The sequence below is a fragment of the Pseudomonas sp. UBA3153 genome (assembly GCF_002364635.1).
Classification (GTDB): domain Bacteria; phylum Pseudomonadota; class Gammaproteobacteria; order Pseudomonadales; family Pseudomonadaceae; genus Pseudomonas_O; species Pseudomonas_O kuykendallii.
Window position 1 is genome coordinate 22,855 of sequence record NZ_DEYR01000003.1, and the last position, 24,218, is coordinate 47,072.

Annotated in this window: 24 protein-coding genes and 1 pseudogene; 14 read left to right on the top strand and 11 right to left on the bottom strand. The window is 66.1% G+C overall.

The genetic code is table 11. The annotated features are described in order from the left end of the window. Nucleotides 1-133: 133 nt before the first annotated feature. From mreB to tldD, 8 genes are all read left to right on the top strand, one after another. Nucleotides 134-1,174 carry a rod shape-determining protein MreB gene (gene mreB, locus B2X67_RS01130; RefSeq protein WP_273232503.1) on the top strand — a complete coding sequence of 347 codons (1,041 nt, stop codon included), beginning with the start codon at nt 134-136 and terminating at the stop codon, nt 1,172-1,174. A 100-nt stretch (nt 1,175-1,274) separates the two neighbouring features. Further along, nucleotides 1,275-2,273 (top strand): rod shape-determining protein MreC, encoded by a 999-nt coding sequence (mreC, locus tag B2X67_RS01135; RefSeq protein WP_286784428.1) that lies wholly within the window; start codon nt 1,275-1,277, stop codon nt 2,271-2,273. Further along, the gene (gene mreD, locus B2X67_RS01140) at nt 2,273-2,761 is read left to right on the top strand and encodes a rod shape-determining protein MreD (protein WP_090226408.1); all 489 of its coding nucleotides are present in this window, start codon (nt 2,273-2,275) and stop codon (nt 2,759-2,761) included. Before mreC ends, mreD begins: the two co-directional genes overlap by 1 nt. 41 nt (nt 2,762-2,802) lie before the next feature. Beyond that, complete coding sequence (locus tag B2X67_RS01145; protein ID WP_286784355.1) at nt 2,803-3,411, top strand: Maf family protein; 609 nt, start codon at nt 2,803-2,805, stop codon at nt 3,409-3,411. Between the two features lie 70 nt (nt 3,412-3,481). Beyond that, complete coding sequence (gene rng, locus B2X67_RS01150; RefSeq protein ID WP_286784356.1) at nt 3,482-4,939, top strand: ribonuclease G; 1,458 nt, start codon at nt 3,482-3,484, stop codon at nt 4,937-4,939. A 23-nt stretch (nt 4,940-4,962) separates the two neighbouring features. Next, nucleotides 4,963-8,781, top strand: coding sequence for a YhdP family protein (locus B2X67_RS01155; protein ID WP_286784357.1), 3,819 nt, complete (start codon nt 4,963-4,965; stop codon nt 8,779-8,781). Between the two features lie 46 nt (nt 8,782-8,827). Then, nucleotides 8,828-9,676: a carbon-nitrogen hydrolase family protein gene (locus B2X67_RS01160; protein ID WP_286784358.1), complete on the top strand. Its 849-nt coding sequence runs from the start codon at nt 8,828-8,830 to the stop codon at nt 9,674-9,676. Nucleotides 9,677-9,678: 2 nt separating this feature from the next. Beyond that, nucleotides 9,679-11,133, top strand: coding sequence for a metalloprotease TldD (gene tldD, locus B2X67_RS01165; RefSeq protein ID WP_286784359.1), 1,455 nt, complete (start codon nt 9,679-9,681; stop codon nt 11,131-11,133). An 18-nt stretch (nt 11,134-11,151) separates the two neighbouring features. Here tldD and yjgA read toward each other — a convergent pair whose 3' ends face one another. Next, nucleotides 11,152-11,673, bottom strand: a complete 522-nt coding sequence (gene yjgA / locus B2X67_RS01170) for a ribosome biogenesis factor YjgA (RefSeq protein ID WP_286784360.1) — start codon at nt 11,671-11,673, stop codon at nt 11,152-11,154. 104 nt (nt 11,674-11,777) lie between these two features. Between yjgA and pmbA the strand changes: the two genes are divergently transcribed. The 3 genes and pseudogenes from pmbA to B2X67_RS20775 all read left to right on the top strand — a co-directional run. Continuing rightward, nucleotides 11,778-13,124 (top strand): metalloprotease PmbA, encoded by a 1,347-nt coding sequence (gene pmbA / locus B2X67_RS01175; RefSeq protein WP_286784361.1) that lies wholly within the window; start codon nt 11,778-11,780, stop codon nt 13,122-13,124. 1 nt (nt 13,125) lies between these two features. Continuing rightward, entirely contained in the window at nt 13,126-14,184 is a 1,059-nt protein-coding gene (locus tag B2X67_RS01180; RefSeq protein ID WP_286784362.1) for a J domain-containing protein, read from the top strand. Between the two features lie 232 nt (nt 14,185-14,416). Beyond that, nucleotides 14,417-14,849: pseudogene (locus tag B2X67_RS20775) on the top strand (ZIP family metal transporter); the annotation flags it as partial. A gap of 9 nt (nt 14,850-14,858) precedes the next feature. Here B2X67_RS20775 and B2X67_RS01190 read toward each other — a convergent pair. The 10 genes from B2X67_RS01190 to B2X67_RS01235 all read right to left on the bottom strand — a co-directional run bounded on the left by B2X67_RS01190 (nt 14,859) and on the right by B2X67_RS01235 (nt 21,908). Beyond that, nucleotides 14,859-15,131 (bottom strand): HPr family phosphocarrier protein, encoded by a 273-nt coding sequence (locus B2X67_RS01190; RefSeq protein WP_273232525.1) that lies wholly within the window; start codon nt 15,129-15,131, stop codon nt 14,859-14,861. A 10-nt stretch (nt 15,132-15,141) separates the two neighbouring features. Then, a complete protein-coding gene (gene rapZ / locus B2X67_RS01195; RefSeq protein WP_282344312.1) occupies nt 15,142-15,999 on the bottom strand; it encodes an RNase adapter RapZ in 858 nt (285 codons plus the stop codon). Nucleotides 16,000-16,008: 9 nt separating this feature from the next. Continuing rightward, nucleotides 16,009-16,473: a PTS IIA-like nitrogen regulatory protein PtsN gene (gene ptsN, locus B2X67_RS01200; RefSeq protein WP_286784364.1), complete on the bottom strand. Its 465-nt coding sequence runs from the start codon at nt 16,471-16,473 to the stop codon at nt 16,009-16,011. 9 nt (nt 16,474-16,482) lie between these two features. Further along, nucleotides 16,483-16,791 (bottom strand): ribosome hibernation-promoting factor, HPF/YfiA family, encoded by a 309-nt coding sequence (gene hpf / locus B2X67_RS01205; protein ID WP_090226441.1) that lies wholly within the window; start codon nt 16,789-16,791, stop codon nt 16,483-16,485. Between the two features lie 134 nt (nt 16,792-16,925). After that, nucleotides 16,926-18,425, bottom strand: coding sequence for an RNA polymerase factor sigma-54 (locus B2X67_RS01210; RefSeq protein ID WP_273232531.1), 1,500 nt, complete (start codon nt 18,423-18,425; stop codon nt 16,926-16,928). Between the two features lie 133 nt (nt 18,426-18,558). After that, nucleotides 18,559-19,284, bottom strand: a complete 726-nt coding sequence (gene lptB, locus B2X67_RS01215; RefSeq protein ID WP_282344304.1) for an LPS export ABC transporter ATP-binding protein — start codon at nt 19,282-19,284, stop codon at nt 18,559-18,561. Continuing rightward, nucleotides 19,284-19,841 carry a lipopolysaccharide transport periplasmic protein LptA gene (gene lptA, locus B2X67_RS01220; protein ID WP_282344302.1) on the bottom strand — a complete coding sequence of 186 codons (558 nt, stop codon included), beginning with the start codon at nt 19,839-19,841 and terminating at the stop codon, nt 19,284-19,286. The genes lptB and lptA overlap by 1 nt, the downstream gene beginning before the upstream one ends. Beyond that, nucleotides 19,828-20,397, bottom strand: coding sequence for an LPS export ABC transporter periplasmic protein LptC (gene lptC / locus B2X67_RS01225; protein WP_286784365.1), 570 nt, complete (start codon nt 20,395-20,397; stop codon nt 19,828-19,830). The genes lptA and lptC overlap by 14 nt, the downstream gene beginning before the upstream one ends. Nucleotides 20,398-20,406: 9 nt before the next feature. After that, the gene (locus B2X67_RS01230) at nt 20,407-20,934 is read right to left on the bottom strand and encodes a KdsC family phosphatase (RefSeq protein ID WP_282344299.1); all 528 of its coding nucleotides are present in this window, start codon (nt 20,932-20,934) and stop codon (nt 20,407-20,409) included. Continuing rightward, the gene (locus tag B2X67_RS01235; protein ID WP_282344298.1) at nt 20,934-21,908 is read right to left on the bottom strand and encodes a KpsF/GutQ family sugar-phosphate isomerase; all 975 of its coding nucleotides are present in this window, start codon (nt 21,906-21,908) and stop codon (nt 20,934-20,936) included. The genes B2X67_RS01230 and B2X67_RS01235 overlap by 1 nt, the downstream gene beginning before the upstream one ends. A gap of 231 nt (nt 21,909-22,139) precedes the next feature. Between B2X67_RS01235 and B2X67_RS01240 the strand changes: the two genes are divergently transcribed. The 3 genes from B2X67_RS01240 to mlaD are packed head-to-tail and all read left to right on the top strand — an operon-like array spanning nt 22,140 to nt 24,213. Next, nucleotides 22,140-22,949 carry an ATP-binding cassette domain-containing protein gene (locus B2X67_RS01240; RefSeq protein WP_090226460.1) on the top strand — a complete coding sequence of 270 codons (810 nt, stop codon included), beginning with the start codon at nt 22,140-22,142 and terminating at the stop codon, nt 22,947-22,949. Further along, on the top strand, nt 22,949-23,746 hold the full coding sequence (mlaE, locus tag B2X67_RS01245; protein ID WP_282344296.1) for a lipid asymmetry maintenance ABC transporter permease subunit MlaE: 798 nt from the start codon (nt 22,949-22,951) through the stop codon (nt 23,744-23,746). The genes B2X67_RS01240 and mlaE overlap by 1 nt, the downstream gene beginning before the upstream one ends. Continuing rightward, complete coding sequence (gene mlaD / locus B2X67_RS01250; protein WP_090226465.1) at nt 23,746-24,213, top strand: outer membrane lipid asymmetry maintenance protein MlaD; 468 nt, start codon at nt 23,746-23,748, stop codon at nt 24,211-24,213. The genes mlaE and mlaD overlap by 1 nt, the downstream gene beginning before the upstream one ends. The last annotated feature ends 5 nt before the right edge of the window (nt 24,214-24,218 follow it).

The window sequence follows — 24,218 nt, forward strand, 5'->3', positions numbered from 1 at the left end:
GCCTGCGTTGCGGGTCCGTAGGGCCCGGGAAAACGGCCAATCTACCACAGCGCGCGGGTTGCCCAAAATCCCTGTCGTTGTTAGAGTCTGCGCACTTTTTTACCCACGCGTCGCCCCCAGGGTCTCTCTCCTCATGTTCAAGAAATTACGTGGCATGTTTTCCAGCGATCTGTCGATCGACCTGGGAACTGCCAACACCCTTATTTACGTGCGTGAACGGGGCATCGTCCTGAACGAGCCCTCTGTCGTCGCCATTCGTACCAGCGCCAATAATCAGAAGAGTGTGGTTGCCGTCGGCACCGAAGCCAAGCGCATGCTCGGCCGTACGCCGGGCAACATTTCGGCCATTCGTCCGATGAAGGATGGCGTCATCGCCGACTTCAGCGTCTGCGAAAAGATGCTCCAGTACTTCATCAACAAGGTTCACGAGAACAGCTTCCTGCAGCCTTCGCCGCGCGTGCTGATCTGCGTGCCGTGCAAGTCGACCCAGGTCGAGCGCCGGGCGATCCGCGAGTCCGCCCTCGGTGCCGGCGCGCGTGAAGTGTTCCTCATCGAAGAGCCGATGGCCGCTGCCATCGGCGCCGGGCTGCCGGTCGAGGAAGCGCGTGGCTCGATGGTCGTCGATATCGGCGGTGGTACCACCGAAATCGCACTGATCTCCCTCAACGGCGTGGTCTACGCCGAATCCGTGCGCGTCGGCGGCGACCGCTTCGACGAGGCCATCGTCACCTACGTGCGCCGCAACTACGGTTCGCTGATCGGCGAATCCACCGCCGAGCGCATCAAGCAGGAAATCGGCACCGCCTACCCGAGCACCGAAATCCGCGAGATCGACGTCCGCGGCCGCAACCTGGCCGAAGGCGTGCCGCGCAGTTTCACCCTCAGCTCCGCCGAGGTGCTCGAGGCGCTGCAGGAGTCCCTGGCGACCATCGTCCAGGCGGTGAAGAGCTGCCTGGAGCAGTCGCCGCCCGAGCTGGCCTCGGACATCGCCGAGCGTGGCCTGGTGCTGACCGGCGGCGGCGCGCTGCTGCGCGATCTGGACAAGCTACTATCCCAGGAAACCGGCCTGCCGGTGATCGTCGCCGAGGACCCGCTGACCTGCGTGGCCCGTGGCGGCGGCCGTGCCCTGGAAATGATGGATCGCCACGCCATGGATCTGCTGTCTACGGAGTAAGCGGCGAACTGCAGGCCACTCGCTGCGGGCGGAACTCCGGCCGGTCCGGTATCCGCCCCGCGGCAAAGCGCTTGAAGCTTGCGGCTGCGAGGTGCCGACCATCAAACCGTTATTCGCCAAAGGACCTTTGCTCGGTGTACGCCTGCTGGTGTTCGTCGTGCTTTCGGCTGCCTTGATGGTGGTGGACGCGCGGTTCGATTTCCTCAAGCCGGCGCGCGGCCAGATGGGGCTCGTGCTGACCCCGTTCTACTGGCTCACCGAGCTGCCGGTGCGCACCTGGGAAGGCCTCACCCAGCAGGTCGCCAGCCGGGGCGAGCTGGTCGCCGAGAACGAGAAGCTCAAGGCTGAGGCGCTGCTCATGCAGCGTCGCCTGCAGAAGCTCGCCACGCTGACCGAGCAGAACGTGCGCCTGCGCGAACTGCTGAACTCGTCCGCGCTGGTGGATGACAAGGTGCTGGTCGGAGAACTGATCGGCGTCGATCCGAACCCCTTCACCCATCGCATCATCATCGACAAGGGCGGCCAGGATGGCGTGTTCCTCGGCCAGCCGGTGCTCGATGCGCGTGGCCTGATGGGCCAGGTCGTCGAAGTGATGCCCTACACCTCGCGGGTGCTGCTGCTCACCGATACCACCCACAGCATCCCCGTGCAGGTAAATCGCAACGGCCTGCGCGCCATCGCCAGCGGCACCGGCAACCCCGAGCGCCTGGAGCTGCGCCACGTCGCCGATACCGCCGACATAAAGGAAGGCGATCTGCTGGTCAGTTCCGGCCTCGGTCAGCGCTTCCCGGCCGGTTATCCGGTAGCGACGGTGAAGGAAGTCATCCACGATTCCGGCCAGCCGTTCGCCATCGTCCGCGCGGTGCCCACCGCGGCGTTGAACCGCAGTCGCTACGTCTTGCTGGTGTTCACCGACACCCGTTCGCCGGAAGAGCGCGCCAATGCCGCCGCCGAGGCGCAGGTGGCGGCTGACCAGAAGGCCGTCGGCGACGATGGGCAGAACCCCGCCACGCCGCCTGGCACGCCGGCTCCGGCCGCACCGCCGACCCAGGCGCCGCCCGGGCAGGTTCCGCCCAACGCCGATCAGGAAGATCGCTGATGGTCGCGCGGCGCTCCAACAATGGCTGGCTGGTCTGGCTGACCTTCATCCTGGCGATGCTGCTCAGCGTGGCGCCGATGCCGGCATTCATGGAAATCGGCCGGCCGCTGTGGCCGGCGCTGGTGCTGACCTACTGGACGCTGGCGTTGCCGCAGAAGGTCGGGATGACCACCGCCTGGGTCATCGGCATCGCCCAGGACGTGCTCAACGGCACGCTGCTGGGGCAGAACGCGCTGGTCCTGACGCTCATCGTTTTCCTCGTGCTGGCGCTGCACCAGCGCCTGCGGATGTTCCCGATGTGGCAGCAGAGCCTGGTGCTGCTGGTGGTCTTCGGCCTGGCGCAACTGGTCCAGCTGTGGCTCAACGCGCTCACTGGCAACCGTCCGCCGACGCTTGCCTTCGTCCTCCCCGCCCTGGTCAGCGCCTTGCTCTGGCCCTGGGTCTGCGCGGCCCTGCGCGGCCTGCACCTGCGTCTGAACGTCAATTGAGCGGCGGGTCGGCGTGCCTTCCGCACGACAGGAAGGATCCTATGACCACACCCGTCCTCCACCTTGCCTCCGCTTCGCCACGCCGCCAGGAACTGCTGACACAGATCGGCGTGCGTTTCGTCAGCCTGGTCGTGCCGATCGATGAAACGCCGTTGCCTGGTGAGGCCGCGGCGGCCTATGTCGAGCGCCTCGCGCTGGCCAAGGCGCGGGCCGCGCAGGCGACCCTCGAGCAGCCGGCCGGCGCCGTGGTGCTCGGTGCCGATACCGCCGTGGTGCTCGACGGGCGCATCCTCGGCAAGCCGCGCGACCGTGACGAGGCCCTGACGACGCTGGCCGCGTTGTCCGCACGCGAGCATGAAGTGCTCACCGCCGTCGCTCTGGTCGACGCGCAGCGCCACGCCACGCGCGTGGTCGCCAGTCGGGTGCGTTTCCGCGCCCTGGAACGCGCGGAGATCGAAGCCTACTGGGAGACCGGCGAGCCCTGCGACAAGGCGGGCAGCTATGGCATCCAGGGGTTGGCCGCGGTCTTCATCAGCGGGCTGCAGGGCAGCTACTCGGCCGTGGTAGGGCTGCCGCTGTGCGAAACGGCGGAACTGTTGGCGAGCTTTGGCATCCGTTGCTGGGGCACGGACGTTGTCCCGGGGTGCTGAGTTGGAAGCCAGCGCGGGAAAGCTGTACAACTCAGCCACTGCCCTTCGGCTTTGCGCCAACGAGAACAATATGAGCGAAGAGATCCTGATCAACATCACGCCGATGGAATCGCGCGTGGCCGTGGTGGAAAACGGTGTGCTGCAGGAAGTGCACGTCGAGCGCACCCAGCGGCGTGGCATCGTCGGCAACATCTACAAGGGCAAGGTGGTCCGCGTACTGCCGGGCATGCAGGCGGCGTTCGTCGACATCGGCCTGGAGCGCGCAGCGTTCATCCATGCCTCGGAAATCTCCACCCGCGAAGGCAGCGCGGTGGAAAGCATCAGCGCGCTGGTCCACGACGGCCAGGCGCTGGTGGTGCAGGTGACCAAGGACCCGATCGGCAGCAAGGGCGCGCGGTTGACCACTCACCTGTCGATCCCGTCGCGCTACCTGGTGTACATGCCGCGCACCGCGCACGTCGGCATCTCGCTGAAGATCGAGGACGAATCCGAGCGCGAACGCCTGAAGAAGGTGGTCGCCGACTGCGTTGCGGCCGAAGGCATCCAGGAGAACGGTGGCTTCATCCTGCGCACCGCTGCCGACGGCGCGCGCGCCGAGGAGATCCTCGCCGACATCCGCTACTTGCGCCGGCTGTGGGACCAGATCGCCGCGCAGATGCAGGAGGCCAGGGCGCCGACGGTGATCTACGAGGACCTTTCGCTAGCCCTGCGGACGCTGCGCGACCTGGTCAGCCCGCGCACCGAGAAGATTCGCATCGACTCCCGGGAAACCTTCCAGAAGGTCACCCAGTTCGTCGCCGAACTGATGCCGGAAGTCGCCGACCGCCTGGAGCACTATCCGGGCGAACGGCCGATCTTCGACCTCTATGGGGTCGAGGACGAAATCCAGAAGGCGCTGGAGCGCAAGGTGCTGCTCAAGTCCGGCGGCTACCTGGTGGTCGACCCGGCCGAGGCGATGACCACCATCGACGTCAACACCGGGGCGTTCGTCGGTCATCGCACGCTGGAAGAAACGATCTTCAAGACCAACCTCGAGGCGGCCACGGCCATTGCCCGGCAGCTGCGCCTGCGCAACATCGGCGGCATCATCATCATCGATTTCATCGACATGGAGGACGAGGAGCATCAGCGCCAGGTCCTGCGCACGCTGGAAAAACAGCTCGAACGCGACCATGCGAAGACCAACATCATCGGCATCACCGAACTCGGCCTGGTGCAGATGACCCGCAAGCGCACCCGCGAAAGCCTCGAGCAGATCCTCTGCGAGCCCTGCGGCCATTGCCACGGCCGCGGCAAGCTGAAGACCCCGGAAACCACCTGCTACGAAATCTTCCGTGAAATTCTCCGCGAGGCGCGTGCCTACCAGGCCGAGGGTTACCGGGTGCTGGCCAACCAAAAGGTGGTCGACCGGCTGCTCGACGAGGAATCCGGCAACGTCGCCGATCTCGAGGCGTTCATCGGGCGCACCATCAAGTTTCAGGTCGAAACCATGTACTCCCAGGAGCAGTACGACGTGGTGCTGCTCTGAGCGCGCCGGCCGGCGAGGGCCGTGTGGCCCGTTTGCTCAGCGCCTTAGTGCGTGGCGGGCTGTGGGCCTGCGCGCTGTTCCTGGTCCTCGCGGCGCTGTATGTGAGCCTCGGCCGGCAACTGGTGCCGCTGCTGGCGGAGTACCGCGCCGAGGTGCAGGCCAAGGCCGGCGAGGCGCTGCAGATACCGGTCAGCATCGGCAGCCTGGAAGGTCGCTGGCAGGGTTTCGCACCGGTGCTGTTCGCCCACGACGTGCTGGTCGGCGATGCCAATGCGCACCTGCGCCTGGAGCAGGTGCGGATCAAGCCCGACCTGCTCGCCAGCCTGCTGGCGCGGCAGGTACGCATCGCCCATCTGGAACTGAGCGGCGTGCAACTCAGCCTGGTCCAGGACGAGGAGGGCAAGTGGGCGCTGCAGGGCCTGCCGCAGCGTCCCGGCCAGCCTGCCGTGCAGCCGGCGCAGATACTCGAGCAACTGCGCAAGGTTGCGACGCTGTCCGTGCTGGACAGCCAGTTGATCCTCAAGCCTTCCGGGTCCGAGCCGATCGGCATCAGTTCGGTCGGCCTGACCCTGCGCAGCGGCGCCCGCCAGCGCCTCGACGGTCGGCTGATGCTGCCGGACGGCCAGCCGCTGATGTTCGACCTCAACAGCCGGCTGAGCGCCAGCGGCTGGCAGGACACCGAGGCCGAGTTCTACCTGAGCCTGCCGCAGAGCGACTGGGCGCAGTGGCTGCCGGCGCGGCTCACCCGCGACTGGCACATCGGTGCGTTGCAGGCCGGTGGCGAAGTCTGGGCCACCTGGGCCAACGGTGGTGTCGCCCGTGCGGTGGCCCGCCTGCATGCGCCTAAGGTGTCCGCCGGTTATGCCGAGCGCAAGCCGGTGACGATGGACGACCTGGCCTTCAACGCCTACTACGACCGCCGCGACGATGGCTTCGACCTGCTGGTCGATTCGCTGGCCGTGAGCCTCGGCGAAACCCGCTGGGGCGAGGTCAAGCTGGCGCTGGGACAGCAGCGGCGTGGCGCGGCCGACGAAGTCTGGAAGCTCGCCGCCGACCGGCTCGACCTGACCCCGCTGGCGCCCGCCGTCGAGGCCCTGGCGCCGTTGCCGGACAAGCTCGCCGAGATCATCGAAGGCCTGCAACCGCGCGGTTCCCTGCACAACGTGCAACTGGCCTGGCAACCCCAGGCCGAAGGCGACAAGCGCGTCCAGTTCGCCGCCAACCTCGAGCGCATCGCCTTCAACGCCGTGCATGGGGCGCCCGCCGCGGAGAACGTCAGTGGCGCCATCTCCGGTGACCTCGGCCAGGGCGAGCTGCGCCTGGATGCCCCGGATTTCGTGCTGCACCTCGACCATTTCTTCCCGCAGCCGTGGAAATACCGCCAGGCCAACGCGCGCCTGACCTGGAGCCTCGATCAGGAAGCCTTCACCCTCGCCAGCCGCTACATGAAGGTCAGCGGCGACGAGGGCGAGCTCGCCGGCGACATGCTGATCCGCCTGCAGCGCGACCCGTCGCGGGAAAGCTACATGGACCTGCGCGTGACACTGCACGACGGCGACGCGCGCTACACCGAGAAGTACCTGCCGACGGTGACGCCGGCCCTCAGCCCTGCGCTGGCCGACTGGCTGAAGACGGCGATCCGCGGCGGGCGCATCGACGAAGGCTGGTTCCAGTACCAGGGCTCGCTGATGCACGGCGCGCAGGACGGCGCCCGGTCCATCGACCTGTTCTTCAAGGTGCACGACGCCGAACTGGCCTTTCAGCCCGGCTGGCCGTCGGTGCGCGGTGCGCGGGGCGAAGTGTTCGTCGAGGACAGCGGCGTGCGGGTCGACGTCTCCGAAGGGCTGCTGCTGGACAGCCGCGTGACCGACGTCAAGGCGCGGGTGCCGCACGTGCCGGCGGGGCAGGTGTCGCGCCTGCTGATCGACGGCAAGGTCGCCAGCAGCGTGGCCGACGGCTTGAAGATCCTCCAGGAAACCCCGCTTAAGAGCGCCGCCGAATCCTTCGCCGGCTGGCGTGGCGAGGGGCCGCTGGATGGCCGTCTGCAGCTCGACATCCCGCTGAACAAGGGCGGGCAGCCGCTGGTCGTGGTCGACTTCGCCACCCAGGGCGCGGCGCTGCGCATCGACAAGCCACTGCTTGAACTGAGCCAGGTGTCCGGGGCGTTCCGCTTCGACAGCGCCAAGGGCCTCAGCGCGCCGGACGTGCGTGCGCAACTGTTCGGCAGGCCGGTGCAGGGCAAGGTGTTCGCCGAAGGCAGCGCCCGGCCGCTGACACGCATCGAGGCCAGCGGCCAGGTGGCGGTGAAGACGCTCGCCGAATGGCTCGGCGTGACCCAGACGCTGCCCGTGACCGGCAGCATTCCCTATCGCCTCGGCGTGTCGATTTCCGACGACAGCCAGCTGCGCGTCGACTCCGACCTCAAGGGCGTCGGCATCGAACTGCCCGCGCCCTTCGGCAAGGGCGTCGACGAGACCCGCAACGCCACCTGGCGGATGAACCTGAGCGGTCCAGAGCGGCGCATGTGGGCCGACCTGCAGGACGCCGGCAGCCTGGCGCTGGCGATGCCGGCGAACGACCAGAAGCAGCTGCGTGGCGAGCTGCGCCTCGGCGCAGGCGCCGCGGTGGCGCCGGTCGACCGCGGCCTTAGGGTGCGCGGGAGCCTCGCCGAGTTCGACCTGGATGCCTGGAAAGCCGCGCTGGAGCAGAGCAAGGCGCCGGTGCAGCCGAAGGACGCGCAGCAACTGCTGCGCGCCATCGACGTGCGCATCGGTACCTTCAAGGGGTTCGGTCGCGAGGTGAACGACGTCAGCGCGCAGATCCAGCGTGGCCAGCACACCTGGCAGGCGATCATCGACAGCGACCCGCTGTCCGGGCGCATCGACCTGCCGGACGATGACGGCCCGGTCTACGTCGACCTGCGTCGCCTGCGCCTGCCGGCCGCCGACCCCGTGCCGCTGGATCCGCAGGCGCCGGTGGTGGAGAAGCCCGATCCGCTGGCCGATGTCGATCCGCGTTCGATACCGGCGCTCAACCTGCATGTGGACCAGGTGTACCAGGGCGACGTGCTGCTCGGCGCCTGGTCGTTCAAGTCGCGGCCGACCGCCACCGGCGCGCGTTTCAGCGACGTGAAGCTGGGCCTCAAGGGCCTGCAGATCAGCGGCGAGGGTGGCTGGGAAGGCCAGGCCGCGCCCGCCAGCTGGTTCAAGGGGAAGCTCGGCGGCGGCGATCTCTCCAACGTGTTGCTGGCCTGGGATTTCGCACCGAGCGTGACCAGCGAGAAGTTCAGCCTGGATGTCGACGGGCGCTGGCCGGGCTCGCCGGCCTGGTTCAGCCTCAAGCGTTTCTCCGGTGACATCGACGCCAGCCTGCACAAGGGCCAGTTCGTCGAGGCCCAGGGCTCCGCCTCGGCGCTGCGTGTGTTCGGCCTGCTCAACTTCAACTCCATCGGCCGGCGCCTGCGCCTGGACTTCTCCGACCTGCTCGGCAAAGGCCTCAGCTACGACCGGGTCAAGGGACGCCTGCTCGGCAGCGACGGCGTGTTCACCACCCGCGAACCGATCACCCTGACCGGGCCCTCGAGCAACCTCGAGCTGAATGGCACGCTGGACATGCTCAACGACCAGATCGACGCCAAGCTGCTGGTGACCTTGCCGGTGAGCAACAACCTGCCGATCGCCGCGCTGATCGTCGGTGCGCCGGCCATCGGCGGTGCGCTGTTCGTCGCCGACAAGCTGTTCGGCGACAAGGTGGCGCGGCTGGCCAGCGTACAGTACGACGTAGAAGGCTCGCTGCAGGACCCGAAGATCAGCTTCGACAAGCCTTTCGAGAAGCCGAAGTGAGCGGCCTGTGCGAACCCGCTGCCCTCCTTGTCCGCGCGGAGCGCCCATGAGCATTGCGCTGATCCAGATGGTCAGCCAGGACGATGTCCTGGCCAATCTCTCGGCCGCCCAGCGGCTGTTGCGACAAGCCGCGGACGGCGGCGCGCGGCTCGCCGTGCTGCCGGAGAACTTCGCCGCGATGGGCCGTCGTGACGCCTTGCGCATCGGCCACGAGGAAGCCGCCGGGCGGGGACCGATCCTGCCGTGGTTGAAACGCACTGCCCGCGACCTCAGGTTATGGGTAGTGGCGGGCACCGTGCCGCTGCCGGCCGACGACGAGCCGCACGGCAAACCCAATGCCTGCTCGCTGCTGATCGACGAGGACGGCGAGCGCGCGGCGCGTTACGACAAGCTGCACCTGTTCGATGTCGACGTGAGCGACAGCCGCGGTCGTTACCGGGAGTCCGATGATTACCGGCACGGCGGACGGCTGGTGCTGGCGGATACGCCGGTCGGCCGGCTGGGGCTGAGCGTCTGTTACGATTTGCGCTTTGCGGAGCTGTACACGCGATTGCGCGAGGCCGGCGCCGAGCTGATCAGCGCGCCCTCGGCGTTCACCGCAGTGACCGGCGCCGCGCATTGGGAAGTGCTGGTGCGTGCCCGCGCCATCGAAACCCAGTGCTACCTGCTGGCGGCGGCGCAGGGCGGCATGCACCCCGGCCCGCGCGAGACCTACGGCCATTCGCTGCTGGTTGACCCCTGGGGGGGCATCGTCGCCGAGCGGGCGGTCGGCGAGGGCGTGCTGTTCGGTCAGCGCGACGCCGAGGAACAGGCGAGCATCCGCCAGCGCATGCCGGTCACTGGCCACCGGCGATTTTCCGTGTCGACCGCCCCGCGGCCGATCACCCTGGAGTGACTATGACGACCATGCTGCACCGCGTAAGCGAACACCTGTTGAGCCCCGGCGGCCTGAGCCTGGACGCCCTGCCGGCGTTGCTCGGTGAACTCGCCGGGCCGGGTATCGACGCCGCCGACCTGTATTTCCACGACCAGATTTCCGAGTCCTGGGTCCTCGAGGACGGCATCGTCAAGGACGGTAGTTTCAACCTGGACCAGGGCGTCGGCGTGCGAGCGCTGTCCGGCGAGAAGACCGGCTTCGCCTACAGCAACGCGATCACCGGCGCCGCGCTGGGTGCCGCTGCCCGTGCCGCGCGCTCCATCGCCCGCGCCGGACAGGAAGGCCGCGTGCAGGCCTTCTCCAGCCCGGACGTGCCGCGCCTGTATGCCCTGGACAACCCGCTGGACGTGCTCGACCGCGCGCAGAAGGTCGAGCTGCTCAAGCGCATCGACGTCGCCACCCGCGCGCTCGATCCGCGCATCAAGCAGGTCACCGTCAGCCTCGCCGGCGTCTGGGAACGCATCCTCGTCGCCGCGCTGGACGGCAGCCTGGGCGCGGACATCCGCCCGCTGGTGCGCTTCAACGTCAGCGTGATCGTCGAGCAGAACGGCCGTCGCGAGCGCGGCAGCCACGGCGGCGGCGGGCGTACCGACTACCGTTTCTTCCTCGACAGCGTGGGCCTCGAAGACCGCGCCACCGGCTACGCCCGCGAGGCGCTGCGCCAGGCGTTGGTGAACCTCGAGGCGATCCCCGCGCCGGCCGGCACGCTGCCGGTGGTGCTCGGGTCCGGCTGGTCCGGCGTGCTCCTGCACGAAGCGGTCGGGCACGGCCTGGAAGGCGACTTCAACCGCAAGGGCAGCTCGGCCTACAGCGGCCGCATGGGCGAGCGCGTGGCGTCGAGCCTGTGCACCATCGTCGACGACGGCACCCTGGCCGACCGCCGCGGTTCGCTGAGCATCGACGACGAAGGCACGCCGACCCATTGCACCACGCTGATCGAGAACGGCGTGCTCAAGGGCTACATGCAGGACAAGCTGAACGCGCGCCTGATGGGGGTGGCGCCGACCGGCAACGGCCGCCGCGAGTCCTACGCGCACCTGCCGATGCCGCGGATGACCAACACCTACATGCTGGCCGGTGAAAGCGACCCGGAAGAAATCATCCGCTCGGTGAAGAAGGGCATCTACTGCGCCAGCCTCGGCGGCGGCCAGGTGGACATCACCAGCGGCAAGTTCGTCTTCTCCACCAGCGAGGCCTACCTGATCGAGGACGGCAAGCTCGGCGCCCCGGTGAAAGGCGCGACGCTGATCGGCAACGGTCCGGAAGTGATGAACAAGGTGTCGATGGTCGGCAACGACCTGGCGCTGGACAGCGGCGTCGGCACCTGCGGCAAGGACGGCCAGTCGGTGCCGGTGGGCGTCGGTCAGCCGACGCTGAAGATCGACGGGATCACCGTGGGTGGAACCGGCGCCTGAGGGCGCCGGAGCGGCGGATCAACGAAGCCCGCGCAGGGTTTCGTCGAGTTCGCGGATGTACTTGAAGACCTTCCGCGCCGCGGACGGCGGTTTGTTGTGGGCCGCCTCGTGCTGGGCATGACGGACCAGGCTGCGCAGGTGCTGGCGGTCGGTTTCCGGGTATTCGGCAACGAAGTTTTCCAGCGTGGTGTCGTCGCCGCCGATCAGCCGGTCGCGCCAGCGCTCCAGGGCGTGAAAACGCTCGTTGTACTGGCGGGTGGAGGAGTCGAGCTGGTCGACCAGGGCGAGAATCGCCTCGACGTCCTGATCGCGCATCAGCTTGCCGATGAACTGGACGTGGCGTTTGCGGGCGACGTTGGCGGTGTGCTTCGGCGCTTCGGCCAGCGCCCGGCGCAGGGCATCGGACAGCGGCATGCGTTCGAGCACGTCGGGCTTGAACTGGGTCAGACGCTGACCGAGCTCCTGCAACGCATGCAGCTCGCGCTTTACCTGGGTTTTGCTCTTCTCCTCGGAGAAGGCATCGTCGATAGATTCAGACATGGGGGCGATCCAGTGGAAAACGCCGCCATGATAACAGCAGCCCCACGGCGGGAGCTCGCAGCCCGTCCTTGCGGCGCTGCCAACGAACAGATTGAGGAGTCGCCATGAGTTCTACAGACATCGTCGGGCCGCAGGCCCTGCCGGAATTGCAGGCGAAGGTCGAACGCATCATCGCCGAAGCCCGGCGCCAGGGCGCCACCGCCAGCGAGGTGTCGGTGTCGGTGGAGCAGGGGCTGTCCACCTCGGTGCGTCAGCGCGAGGTCGAAACCGTCGAGTTCAACCGCGACGAAGGCTTCGGCATCACCCTCTACCTGGGACAGCGCAAGGGTTCGGCGAGCACCTCGGCAAGTGGCGACGCGGCGATCCAGGAAACCGTCGCGGCGGCCCTGGCGATCGCCCGGCATGCCTCCGAGGACGAGGCCGCCGGCCTCGCCGACGCCGCGCTGATGGCCCGCGAGCTGCCCGAGCTCGACCTCTACCATCCCTGGGCGATCACCCCGGAGCGCGCCATCGAGCTGGCACTGGACTGCGAGGGGCACGCCTTCGATACCGATACGCGGATTCGCAACGCCGATGGAACCAGCGTCAGCACCCACCAGGGCTGCCGCGTCTACGGCAACAGCCACGGTTTCGTCGGCGGTTACGCCAGCACCCGCCACAGTCTCAGCTGCGTGATGATCGCCGAGGCCGACGGGCAGATGCAGCGCGACTATTGGTACGACGTCAACCGCCAGGGCGAACTGCTCGGCGCGCCGGCCTACATCGGCCGTCGCGCCGCCGAGCGCGCGGTGAGCCGCCTTGGTGCGCGCCCGGTGCCGACCTGCGAAGTGCCGGTGCTGTTCGCCGCCGAGCTGGCGACCGGGCTGTTCAGTCATTTCCTCGCCGCGGTGTCCGGCGGCAACCTCTACCGCAAATCCTCGTTTCTCGAAGGCGCGCTGGGCGAGCGGCTGTTCCCCGAGTGGCTGACGCTCGACGAGCGTCCGCACATTCCCCGCGCCATGGCCAGCGCCTCTTTCGACGGCGACGGCCTGGCGACCTACGCCAAGCCTTTCGTGGCCAATGGCGAGCTGGTCTCCTACGTGCTTGGCACCTATTCCGGGCGCAAGCTTGGTATTCCGAGCACGGCGAACGCCGGAGGCGTGCACAACCTGTTCGTCACCCACGGCGAGGAAGACCAGAAGGCCCTGCTCAAGCGCATGGACCGCGGGCTGCTGGTCACCGAACTGATGGGCCAGGGGCTCAACCTGGTGACCGGCGACTATTCGCGCGGCGCCGGCGGTTACTGGGTGGAGAACGGCGAGATCCAGTTCCCGGTGCAGGAAGTCACCATCGCCGGCAACCTGCGCGACATGTTCCGCCAGATCGTCGCCGTCGGCAGTGACCTCGAACTGCGCAGCAATATCCGCACCGGCTCGGTGCTGATCGAGAAGATGACGGTGGCGGGTAGCTGACATGGCGAAGAAAAAAACACTGCTGCGCGCCAAGCCGGCGCCGGGGCAGGCGATATCCGGGACCCAGCGCAAGTTCAACGGCCTGGTGGAAACGCTCGAAGGCGAACGCGAGCGTCTGGAGGCCTGGCAGGGCGTGATCGACGACTACGAGCGCTTCTTCGGCGAGACCTACCTGCCGCTGCTGGACGCGCACTGGGCGCTCAACCGACAACTCGCCGAGGCACTCGATCGGGCTTCCACCGGCGTGGAGCTGAGCGCCGCGCACCGTCAGCTGGTCGACGAGATCATTCTCGATTCGGTGCTTCCGCTGATCGAGAGCGGCGAGAAGGACGACATCCTGCGCGGGCTGGTCGAGCGCCACAGCCGCCTGGATTTCGACACCCTGGTGCAGCAGGCGCAGGCCCTGCAGGACGCATTGGCGGGTGAAACGGTGGATTCCGCCGGTGCCGTGGAGGGCGGAGAAGGGGGCGAGTCGCGTGGGCTGTCGAGCGCAGAGCCGCCGCCCACGGCGGAGCGCCCGCGGCTGCTGCGTGGGCGGCATGACGAAGAGGCGCGGCGTCAGGCCAGTCGCAGCGTGCGCGAGGTCTACCGGCAGCTCGCCAGCAGCCTGCATCCGGACCGCGAGACCGACAGCGCCGAACGCGAGCGCAAGACGGCGTTGATGCAGCAGGTCAACCAGGCCTACGAGCGCAGCAACCTGCTGAGCCTGCTGCAATTGCAGCTGGAGATCGAGCAGATCCGGCCGAGCAACCTCGCCGACTTGGCCGACGAGAAGCTCAAGCACTTCAACCGCGTGCTCACCGATCAGTTGGAGGAAGTGCGCGACGAGGTGGCAAACGAGGAGCAGTTGTTCCGCGACTGCTTCGACCTGGATCCGCAGCAGGCGGTGAACCCGAAGATCGTGCGGCGGCTGTCGCGCCAGCAGAGCGCTTTCCTCGAGGAAGACAACGTGTACCTGGGCGAGGACATCAAGCAGCTGCAGCAGCCGGAAAACCTCGTTGCCTGGCTCGACGAGCAACTCAAGCGCGAGCAGGAAGCCAAGGAGATGGGGCTCGCCTGAGCCTCCGTCGCGCTCCTTGCTTCCCCGGCTGTCAGCACGACAGCCACGTGTAGCACCACTCCCTTCTTTGCGATCGCCGGCTCCTTTCGCGCAGGCGACCGTTTCCGTTCGTCCTCAAAAGCCCTGCAAGTGATCATCGGTATCCGCGCGTTTGTTCGGCCTGGGTCACCTGCCGCCGCAGCCGAACCTGGAAGCGGACGCGCTCGGTCGTTGGCCGCTGTCGCCGCAGGTGCTGCTGTTCGTCATCGCCGTTGTCCCTGCACATCCTCGATGGCACGGCGGCGGGCGTTTCGGCCGGCGCGAGACCGGCCGGAGCGGACTGCCTGGCGTGGGGCATCGCGCTGCAGGATCTGCCGGAAGGCTGATCATCTCGCTGGTGCTGGTGCTGGTGCTGGTGGGTTGGGATGGGAAGAGGGCGGGCGCTGCTGATCGGTGCGGCTTGCGGGCCGGTCGAGCCGCTGTTCGCGGTGATCTGTGCCTGGCTGGTGGGCGTTTCGACGCTGCTATTGCCCTGGGGGCTGGCGATGGCGGCGGGGGCGATGCTGTTCGCCGTCGCTCACGAGATGATTCCCGAATCGCATCGGAATGACTTCGAAGTCGAGGCGAGCATCTGCCTGGTGCTGGGGTTCTGCCTGATGAGGGTGCTGGATACGGCGCTGGCCTGAGCCGGCGCCTCACTCGCCTTCGTCGAAGCGGTTGTTGATCAGTTCGACCAGCGCGTCCAGCGCCTCGTCGCACTGCTCGCCCTCGGTATGCAGGTGGATTGCAGTGCCCATCCCGGCGGCCAGCATCATGACCGCCATGATGCTCTTGCCATCGACCAGGCTTTCCGGCCCACGCCCCACGCGAACGGCGCAGGGAAAGCGGCCGGCAACGCCGACGAACTTGGCGGCGGCGCGTGCATGCAGGCCGAGTTTGTTGATGATGGTGATTTCACACGCAGGCATCGCGGGTTCCTTAATGAAGGTCGCGGTGGCGAACCTGGACGTTCTTCAATTGTTCTTTGAGGGCGGCGCCGAGGCGTTCCGCAAGGTAGACCGAGCGATGGTGCCCGCCGGTGCAGCCGATGGCGACGGTGACATAGGCGCGGTTGCTGGCGGCGAAGCGCGGCAGCCATTTTTGCAGATAGGTACTGATGTCCTGATACATCTCCTGCACGTCCGGCTGCGCCGAAAGGTAGTCGATCACCGGTTGCTCCAGGCCCGAATGTTCGCGCAGCTCCGGTTTCCAGTAGGGATTGGGCAGGCAGCGCACGTCGAACACCAGGTCGGCATCCACCGGCATCCCGCGCTTGAAGCCGAAGGATTCGATGAGAAAGGCCGTGCCGGGTTCGGGCTTGTTCAGCAGGCGCAACTTGATGGTGTCGCGCAGCTGGTACAGGTTGAGGTGGGTGGTGTCGATCTTCAGGTCGGCGAGGTCGGCGATCGGGCCGAGCAGCTGGCTTTCATCGTCGATGGCTTCGGCCAGCGAGCGGGTGGCGCTGGTCAGCGGATGGCGCCGACGGGTCTCGGAAAAGCGCTTGAGCAGCGTCTCCGGCTCCGCGTCGAGGAACAGCACGTCGGACTGGATGTGCCGGGCGCGGACTTCGGCGAGCAGCTCGGGAAAGCGCTGCAGGTGGCTCGGCAGGTTACGCGCATCGATGGACACGGCGACCAGCGGCTGGGCGAGTTCGGTGTGGATCAGCGCCCGCTCGGCGAGCTCTGGCAGCAGGCCGGCTGGGAGGTTGTCGATGCAATAGAAGCCGCTGTCTTCCAGCACGTCGAGCGCGGTGCTCTTGCCCGATCCGGATCTGCCGCTGACGATGATCAGACGCATAGGTTGGCCTTAGTGCCCGCTCTGTACGTCCACCACGACCTGATACAGGGCCTCGCTGCTATCCGCCGCACGCAGGCGCTCGCGCACCTCGGCACGGTCGAGCATGCTGGCTATCTGGCGGAGCAATTCGAGGTGTTCATCGGTGGCCGCCTGCGGCACCAGCAGGACGAACAGCAGGTCCACCGGTGCACCGTCGATGGCGTCGAAGTCTACCGCCGTTTCCAGGTGCATGATCGCGCTGATCGGCGATTCGCAGCCGGCGAGGCGGCAGTGGGGGATGGCGATACCGTTGCCGAAGCCGGTGGAACCGAGCTTTTCGCGGGCAACCAGGCTTTCGAAGATGTCCTGGGTTTCCAGGGTCGGTAACTCGCGGGCGATCAGTTGGGCGATCTGCTCGAGTATACGTTTCTTGCTGCCGCCCGGCACGCCGACGAGGGCGCGACCGGGGGTCAGGATATTTTCAAGTCGGATCATAGGGGAGGGTCAGCGAGCCGCAGCACCTTGCTGGCGGTTCAGTTGCTTTTCCTTGTGCTTGATCAGCTGGCGATCCAGTTTGTCGACCAGCAAGTCGATGGCCGCGTACATGTCGTCATGCTCCGCATTGGCGACCACTTCGCCCCCGGCGATGCGCAGGGTGGCTTCGATTTTCTGTTTCAGCTTTTCGACTTCCATGATCACCTGGACGTTGGTGATCTTGTCGAAGTGTCGCTCAAGGCGACTGAATTTCTCCTCGATATAGTCGCGTAGGGCGTCGGTCACATCCAGTTGATGGCCACTGATGTTGACTTGCATACCGCTTCTCCTTGTTGCCGCTTAGAAGAGACAGGCTGACGGGCCTGCCACCGAAAATCTGGCGTTTGAGGCTCTTTTGCCGCTCTCCGGCTATCCGGAGCAGGGGAAGGCGGGTGCCTTCGTTACGGGGCTGACTACATCAGTCGCTTGCGTTCGCTCGACGGCGCTATGCCCAGCGATTCGCGGTACTTGGCGACTGTGCGACGTGCCACCTGAATGCCCTGTGCTTCCAGTAAACCAGCGATCTTGCTGTCGCTCAACGGCTTTTTCGCGTTTTCCGCGGCGACCAGTTTCTTGATGATCGCGCGGATCGCGGTGGACGAGCATTCGCCCCCTTCCGAGGTGCTGACGTGGCTGGAGAAAAAGTATTTCAGCTCGTAGATGCCACGCGGGGTGTGCATGAACTTCTGCGTGGTGACGCGGGAAATCGTCGATTCGTGCATGCCCACGGCTTCGGCGATGTCGTGCAGAACCAGCGGCTTCATCGCTTCCTCGCCGTACTCAAGGAAGCCGCGCTGGTGTTCGACGATCTGTGTCGCGACCTTCATCAGCGTTTCGTTGCGGCTCTGCAGGCTCTTGATGAACCAGCGCGCTTCCTGCAGCTGATTGCGCATGAAGGTGTTGTCGGCACTGGAGTCGGCGCGGCGAACGAAGCCGGCGTAGTGGGGGTTGACCCGCAGGCGCGGCACCGCTTCCTGGTTCAGCTCGACCAGCCAGCGCTCGTTGTGCTTGCGCACGATGACGTCGGGCACTACGTATTCGGGTTCGCTGGCTTCGATCTGCGAGCCGGGCCGCGGGTTGAGGCTCTGGATCAGTTCGATGATCTGCCGAAGCTCGTCTTCCTTGAGCTTCATGCGCCGCATCAGCTGGCTGTAGTCGCGGCTGCCAAGCAGCTCCAGGTAGTCGCCGACCAGGCGTTGCGCCTCGCTCAGCCACGGGGTCTTCGGCGGTAGCTGGCGCAGTTGCAGGAGCAGGCATTCACTGAGGTCGCGGGCGGCGATGCCGGCCGGCTCGAACTGCTGGATGCGGTGCAGAACGGCCTCGACTTCGTCGAGCTCGATGTCGAGCTCCGGATCGAAGCCTTCGGTGATGTCCGCCAGGGATTCTTCCAGGTAACCCTGGTCGTTGATGCAGTCGATCAGCGTCACGGCGATCAGCCGGTCGGTGTCCGACATCGGCGCCAGATTGAGTTGCCAGAGCAGGTGGCTCTGCAGGCTCTCGCCGCTGGACGTGCGCGAGGTGAAATCCCACTCATCGTCGTCATTGCTCGGCAGGCTGCTGGCGCTGGTCTGGTAGACGTCTTCCCAAGCGGTGTCGACGGGGAGTTCGCTGGGGATGCGTTCGCTGTCGTGCCAGTCGCCCTCTTCGAGGTTCTCCACGGTGGGTACGGTGGACTCCTGGAATGCCACTTCCTGGGTGCCGGGATTGGGCAGGGCATCGCCGTCGGCAAGAGGGTCGGTGTTGTCGAAGTCCTCGCCTTCCTCCTGACGCTCGAGCATCGGGTTGGACTCCAGTGCCTCCTGGATTTCCTGTTGCAGGTCCAGGGTGGACAGTTGGAGCAAGCGAATGGCCTGTTGCAGCTGAGGAGTCATCGTCAGCTGCTGGCCCATCTTGAGAACGAGCGATGGTTTCATGGCAGACCTTGATTACCGGCGTCTAACGCCTGTGCACTGCTGAGCGCCGGAGCGCTGCCGGAAGCAAATTATATGCCCGATTTTAGAATGATTTTCCAGAGATGGGGAACCTTTCCGTAGCGAAAAGCCTTCGCTACAGACGAAACTCGTGGCCCAGATACACCTCTTTGACGATCTGGTTGGCCAGGATCGTTTCGGCGTCGCCTTCGGCGATTAGCCGGCCGTCATTGACGATGTAGGCGGTCTCGCAGATGTCGAGGGTCTCGCGGACGTTGTGATCGGTGATCAGGACGCCGATGCCCTTGTTCTTCAGGTGATGGATGATCTGCTTGATGTCGCCCACGGAGATCGGGTCGACGCCGGCGAAGGGCTCATCGAGGAGAATGAACTTCGGCGAGGTCGCCAGGGCGCGGGCGATCTCGACGCGGCGACGCTCGCCACCGGACAGGCTCATGCCGCGGTTGTCGCGGATGTGGCTGATATGAAACTCCTGCAGCAGGTCTTCCAGCGCGTTGCGCCGGCCGGCGCCGTCGAGGTCCTTGCGGGTCTCGAGGATCGCCATGATGTTGTCGGCGACGCTGAGCTTGCGAAAGATCGAGGCTTCCTGCGGCAGATAGCCGATGCCGGCGCGGGCGCGGCCGTGCATAGGCTGATGGCTGACGTCCTGATCATCGATCAGCACGCGGCCCTGATCGGCCTGCACCAGGCCTACGATCATGTAGAAGCAGGTGGTCTTGCCGGCGCCGTTGGGGCCGAGCAGGCCGACCACCTGGCCGCTTTCGATCGACAGGCTGACGTCACGGACGACCTGGCGCCCCTTGTAGCTCTTCGCCAGGTGTTGGGCTTTCAGTGTGGCCATTACTGGGGTTGCCCCTGCTGCTCTTTTTTCTTCGGCTGGATCACCATGTCCACCCGCGGACGCGGCGCGGTGACGTTGTTGCCGGTCGCGCGACCGGCATTCACGATCTGCCGCTGGGTGTCATAGACGATCTTCTCGCCCTGGAAGGTATTGCCCTGCTGCACGACCTTGGCCTGGTCGATCAGGACGATACGTTCGTTGTCGGCGAAGTACTGGATGGTCAGGCCATAGGCCTTGACCAGCGGCTTGTCGGGCGCCGGCTTCTGCTCGTAGTAGGCGGGCCGGCCGACCGAGGTGAAGACCTTGATGTCGCCGTTCTTGTCCTGGGTGATGGTGACCGTATCGCCGGTGATCTTCAGGGTGCCCTGGGTGATCACCACGCCGCCGCGGTACACGGCGACGCCCTGCTTGTCGTCGAGCTCGGCGCTGTCCGCCTGGACGCGGATCGGCTGGTCGCGGTCGGAGGGGAGGGCCCATGCGCCTGCGCTTCCTAGCGCGCCGCCCAGGCTGATCAACAGGGGAAGAGCACGGAGGGAGAAACTGTTAACGAGCCTCATACTGGCCTCTTACGTTGGACTTCAGGGTCATCCTGTTGTCATTCAGATACGCTTTCATTCCATTTGCCGTGGTCACCCCGTTGGCGGCGTCGATTCTAACGGCTTGCTCGGTCTGCGCATATTGCTGCTTGGGGAATACGGTCAGGCGGCTGGTGGTGAGGACCGTCGGGCGGCCCTTGACGTCGGTTCGCTCGACGCGAACGGCGTCGATCAGCTCGGCCTGGGTGCCGCCGGACGCGACTTCCGCGCGGTCGCTGCGTACATGCCAGGGCAGGTCCGTGCCGCGATAGAGCATCAGGTCCGGCGCGCTGACCAAGGTGATGTCACTGGCCTTGACGTGTTCCAGCTTGGTCGCGGTCATCTCGTACTGCAACTTGCCGTCGGGCTGGTACTGCAGGGTGCGGGCGTTGTCCGCGTAGAAATCGATCTCGGCCTCGTCGACCTTGGCACCTGGCCGGTCGAGGAAGGTCTCCGGGCGGATGTTCCAGTAGCCGAGCGCCACGAGCAGTGCGGCGAATAGGGCCAGGGGGCCGAAGGTGCGCAGTTTACGGAGCATCGCAGGACCTCAGAGGTAGGCCGACTGGGCGGCGTCGAGCGTGCCCTGGGCGGCCATGATGAACTCGCAGAATTCGCGCGCCGCCCCTTCGCCACCGCGGGCGCGGGTGACGCCGTGGGCATGCTGGCGAACGAAGCTGTCGGCGCTGGCCACCGCCATGCCCAGACCCACCCGGCGAATCACCGGCAGGTCGGGGAGGTCGTCACCTAGGTAGGCAACCTGCGCGTAGTCCAGGCCGAGTTGGCCGAGCAGTTCGTCGAGCACCACCAGTTTGTCTTCGCGACCCTGATAAAGGTGCTGGATGCCCAGGTTCTGCGCGCGGCGCTCGACCACCGGCGTCTTGCGTCCGCTGATGATTGCGGTACTCACGCCGGAGCCGATCAGCATCTTGATGCCGTGGCCGTCCAGCGTGTTGAACGTCTTGAATTCGCTGCCATCGGTGAGGAAGTACAGCTTGCCGTCGGTGAGCACGCCATCGACATCGAAGATCGCCAGCTTGATCGCTCGGGCGCGTTGCAGCAGGTCGGCATCGCCCATCACATCACCCCCGCGCGCAGCAGATCGCCCAGGTTGAACGCGCCAATCGGCTTGTCGGCCTCGTCGACCACCACCAGCGCGCTGATCTTGTTGTCTTCCATGATCTTAAGCGCCTCGGCGGCGAGCATGTCGGGGCGCGCGGTCTTGCCATGCACGGTCATGACCTCGTCGATCAGCGCCTGGCGAATGTCCAGGTCACGGTCCAGCGCGCGGCGCAGGTCGCCGTCGGTGAAGATTCCGGCGAGGTGACCCTCCGTATCGGTCACCGCCGTCATGCCCAGTCCCTTCTGGCTCATTTCCAGCAGCGCCTGGCGCAGCGACGTGCCCTTGGCCACCTGCGGCAGCGCCGCGCCGCTGTGCATCACGTTCTCGACCTTGAGCAGCAGTCGCCGGCCCAGCGCGCCGCCGGGATGGGAGAAGGCGAATTGTTCGGCGGTGAAGCCGCGCGCTTCCATCAAGGCGATTGCCAGCGCATCGCCGAGGACCAGCGCGGCGGTGGTGGAGGAGGTTGGCGCCAGGCTCAGCGGGCAGGCTTCCTTGTCGACGCCGGCGTCCAGGTGCACGTCGGAGGCGAGCGCGAGCAGCGATTGCGGATTGCCGGTCATACCGATCAGCTTGATCCCGAGGCGCTTGATCAGCGGCAGCAAGGTGACGATTTCGGCGGCGGTGCCGGAGTTCGACAGCGCCAGCACCACGTCATCGCCGGTGATCATTCCCATGTCGCCATGGCTGGCCTCGGCGGGGTGGACGAAGAACGATGTGGTGCCGGTGCTCGCCAGGGTGGCGGCGATCTTGCGGCCAATGTGGCCGGACTTGCCCATGCCGAGCACCACCACGCGACCCTTGCTGGCGAGGATCAACTCGCAGGCTCGGGTGAACTCGCCGTCTAGGCGGGGCAGCAGGCCCTCGATCGCTTCGATTTCCAGGCGGATCGTGCGTTGGGCCGATTGGATCAGGTCGTTCGATGGAGTCATGGGCGGCGACGGTTCGATCAAAAGGGAACGATTATACCGGCAAAGGCCGTTGACGCTCACCTGCCTTCGCCCGTGGCACGCAGGCAAAACATGCAACCGCATGCGTCGCCGCCTTTGGGCGCTGTCGCGGCGGTGCTATAGTGCGCGCCCAAACCGGCTGGCCGCAAAACGCCTGTGCCCTCCCTAGAGCGCACGGCGTCTGCTGCATAGGCTGTGTGGCAAGGAGTATCAATGAGCGGCGATAACGGTTATGCGGTCGAGCTGAAGGGCGTCACCTTCATGCGCGGCACGCGTAGCATCATGAACAATGTCGACATCCGCATCCCGCGTGGCAAGGTCACCGGGATCATGGGTCCGTCTGGCAGTGGCAAGACCACCCTTCTTCGGCTCATCGCCGCCCAGCTGAAGCCTTCCAGTGGCGAGGTGTGGGTCAACGGGTACAACCTGCCGTGCCTGTCGCGCCACGAACTGTTCGACATGCGCAAGCAGATGGGCGTCCTGTTCCAGAGCGGCGCGCTGTTCACCGACCTCGACGTGTTCGAGAACGTCGCGTTTCCGCTGCGCGTTCACACCAAGCTGCCCGAAGAAATGATCCGTGACATCGTCCTGATGAAGCTGCAGGCGGTCGGCCTGCGCGGTGCCGTCGAGCTGATGCCCGACGAACTCTCCGGCGGCATGAAGCGCCGCGTCGCGCTGGCCCGGGCCATCGCGCTGGACCCGCAGATCCTCATGTACGACGAGCCCTTCGTAGGCCAGGATCCGATCGCCATGGGCGTCCTGGTGCGCCTGATCCGGCTGCTCAACGATGCCCTCGGCATCACCAGCATCGTGGTTTCCCATGACCTCGCCGAAACCGCCAGCATCGCCGACTATATCTATGTGGTGGGCGATTCCCAGGTCCTTGGCCACGGTACGCCGCAGTCCCTGCGCGAGTCGGATAACCCGCGCATCCGCCAGTTCATGAAAGGCACTCCGGACGGTCCGGTGCCGTTCCACTACCCGGCGGCGGACTTCCGCGACGAACTCCTGGGGGGGCGCTGATGCGCAAGAAGTCTTTCCTCGAACGGGTGCGTCTGCTCGGCAAGGCCGGCATCGACACGCTCGCCGCATTGGGGCGTTCCACGCTGTTCCTGTCGCGTGCCCTTTTTGGGCGTAGCGAGCTGGGCGGCGGCATGCAGCTTCTGGTTCGCCAGCTGTATTCGGTCGGCGTGATGTCGCTGGCGATCATCGTGGTCTCCGGCATGTTCATCGGCATGGTTCTGGCGCTGCAGGGCTACAACATCCTCAGCAAGTACGGCTCGGACCAGGCGGTCGGCCAGATGGTCGCGCTGACCCTGCTGCGCGAGCTCGGCCCGGTGGTCACCGCATTGCTGTTCGCCGGCCGCGCCGGGTCGGCCCTGACGGCCGAGATCGGCAACATGAAGTCCACCGAGCAGCTTTCCAGCCTGGAAATGATCGGTGTCGATCCGCTCAAGTACATCATCGCGCCGCGCCTGTGGGCCGGTTTCATTTCCATGCCGCTGCTGGCGATGATCTTCAGCGTGGTCGGCATCTGGGGCGGGGCGATGGTCGCCGTGGACTGGTTGGGAGTCTACGAAGGCTCCTTCTGGTCGAACATGCAGGGCAGCGTCACCTTCACCTCGGACGTGCTCAACGGGGTGATCAAGAGCGTCGTTTTCGCCTTCGTGGTGACCTGGATCGCCGTGTTCCAGGGCTACGACTGCGAGCCGACCTCCGAAGGAATCGGCCGCGCGACGACCCGAACCGTGGTCTACGCCTCTCTGGCCGTGCTCGGGCTGGACTTTATTCTGACCGCTTTGATGTTTGGAGATTTCTGATGCAAATCCGCACCCTCGAAATTGGTGTCGGCCTGTTTCTTCTGGCCGGGCTGCTGGCACTGCTGCTGCTCGCCCTGCGCGTCAGCGGTCTGTCGCCGACGGCGGATACCAATACCTACACGCTGTATGCGCACTTCGACAACATTGCGGGTCTTACCGTAAGGGCGAAGGTGACCATGGCCGGTGTCAACATCGGCAAGATCACCGCTATCGACCTGGACCGCGATACCTACACCGGTCGCGTGACCATGGCGATAGACGAGTCGGTGAACAACCTGCCGACCGATTCGACCGCGTCGATCCTCACGGCTGGCCTGCTGGGCGAGAAATACATCGGCATCAGCGTCGGCGGCGAGGAGGAAGTGCTGAAGGAGGGCGGTACCATTCGCGACACGCAATCGTCGCTGGTGCTGGAAGACCTCATCGGCAAGTTCCTGATGAATTCGGTGAATAAAGAAGCCAAATGAGGATG

Bases quoted from the DNA above. Each gene is read 5' to 3' on its own strand.
- mreB (WP_273232503.1), top strand. From the start codon at position 134: ATGTTCAAGAAATTACGTGGCATGTTTTCCAGCGATCTGTCGATCGAC.
- mreD (WP_090226408.1), top strand. From the start codon at position 2,273: ATGGTCGCGCGGCGCTCCAACAATGGCTGGCTGGTCTGGCTGACCTTC.
- B2X67_RS01145 (WP_286784355.1), top strand. From the start codon at position 2,803: ATGACCACACCCGTCCTCCACCTTGCCTCCGCTTCGCCACGCCGCCAG.
- rng (WP_286784356.1), top strand. From the start codon at position 3,482: ATGAGCGAAGAGATCCTGATCAACATCACGCCGATGGAATCGCGCGTG.
- B2X67_RS01160 (WP_286784358.1), top strand. From the start codon at position 8,828: ATGAGCATTGCGCTGATCCAGATGGTCAGCCAGGACGATGTCCTGGCC.
- tldD (WP_286784359.1), top strand. From the start codon at position 9,679: ATGACGACCATGCTGCACCGCGTAAGCGAACACCTGTTGAGCCCCGGC.
- yjgA (WP_286784360.1), bottom strand. From the start codon at position 11,673: ATGTCTGAATCTATCGACGATGCCTTCTCCGAGGAGAAGAGCAAAACC.
- pmbA (WP_286784361.1), top strand. From the start codon at position 11,778: ATGAGTTCTACAGACATCGTCGGGCCGCAGGCCCTGCCGGAATTGCAG.
- B2X67_RS01180 (WP_286784362.1), top strand. From the start codon at position 13,126: ATGGCGAAGAAAAAAACACTGCTGCGCGCCAAGCCGGCGCCGGGGCAG.
- B2X67_RS01190 (WP_273232525.1), bottom strand. From the start codon at position 15,131: ATGCCTGCGTGTGAAATCACCATCATCAACAAACTCGGCCTGCATGCA.
- rapZ (WP_282344312.1), bottom strand. From the start codon at position 15,999: ATGCGTCTGATCATCGTCAGCGGCAGATCCGGATCGGGCAAGAGCACC.
- ptsN (WP_286784364.1), bottom strand. From the start codon at position 16,473: ATGATCCGACTTGAAAATATCCTGACCCCCGGTCGCGCCCTCGTCGGC.
- hpf (WP_090226441.1), bottom strand. From the start codon at position 16,791: ATGCAAGTCAACATCAGTGGCCATCAACTGGATGTGACCGACGCCCTA.
- B2X67_RS01210 (WP_273232531.1), bottom strand. From the start codon at position 18,425: ATGAAACCATCGCTCGTTCTCAAGATGGGCCAGCAGCTGACGATGACT.
- lptB (WP_282344304.1), bottom strand. From the start codon at position 19,284: ATGGCCACACTGAAAGCCCAACACCTGGCGAAGAGCTACAAGGGGCGC.
- lptA (WP_282344302.1), bottom strand. From the start codon at position 19,841: ATGAGGCTCGTTAACAGTTTCTCCCTCCGTGCTCTTCCCCTGTTGATC.
- lptC (WP_286784365.1), bottom strand. From the start codon at position 20,397: ATGCTCCGTAAACTGCGCACCTTCGGCCCCCTGGCCCTATTCGCCGCA.
- B2X67_RS01230 (WP_282344299.1), bottom strand. From the start codon at position 20,934: ATGGGCGATGCCGACCTGCTGCAACGCGCCCGAGCGATCAAGCTGGCG.
- B2X67_RS01235 (WP_282344298.1), bottom strand. From the start codon at position 21,908: ATGACTCCATCGAACGACCTGATCCAATCGGCCCAACGCACGATCCGC.
- B2X67_RS01240 (WP_090226460.1), top strand. From the start codon at position 22,140: ATGAGCGGCGATAACGGTTATGCGGTCGAGCTGAAGGGCGTCACCTTC.
- mlaE (WP_282344296.1), top strand. From the start codon at position 22,949: ATGCGCAAGAAGTCTTTCCTCGAACGGGTGCGTCTGCTCGGCAAGGCC.
- mlaD (WP_090226465.1), top strand. From the start codon at position 23,746: ATGCAAATCCGCACCCTCGAAATTGGTGTCGGCCTGTTTCTTCTGGCC.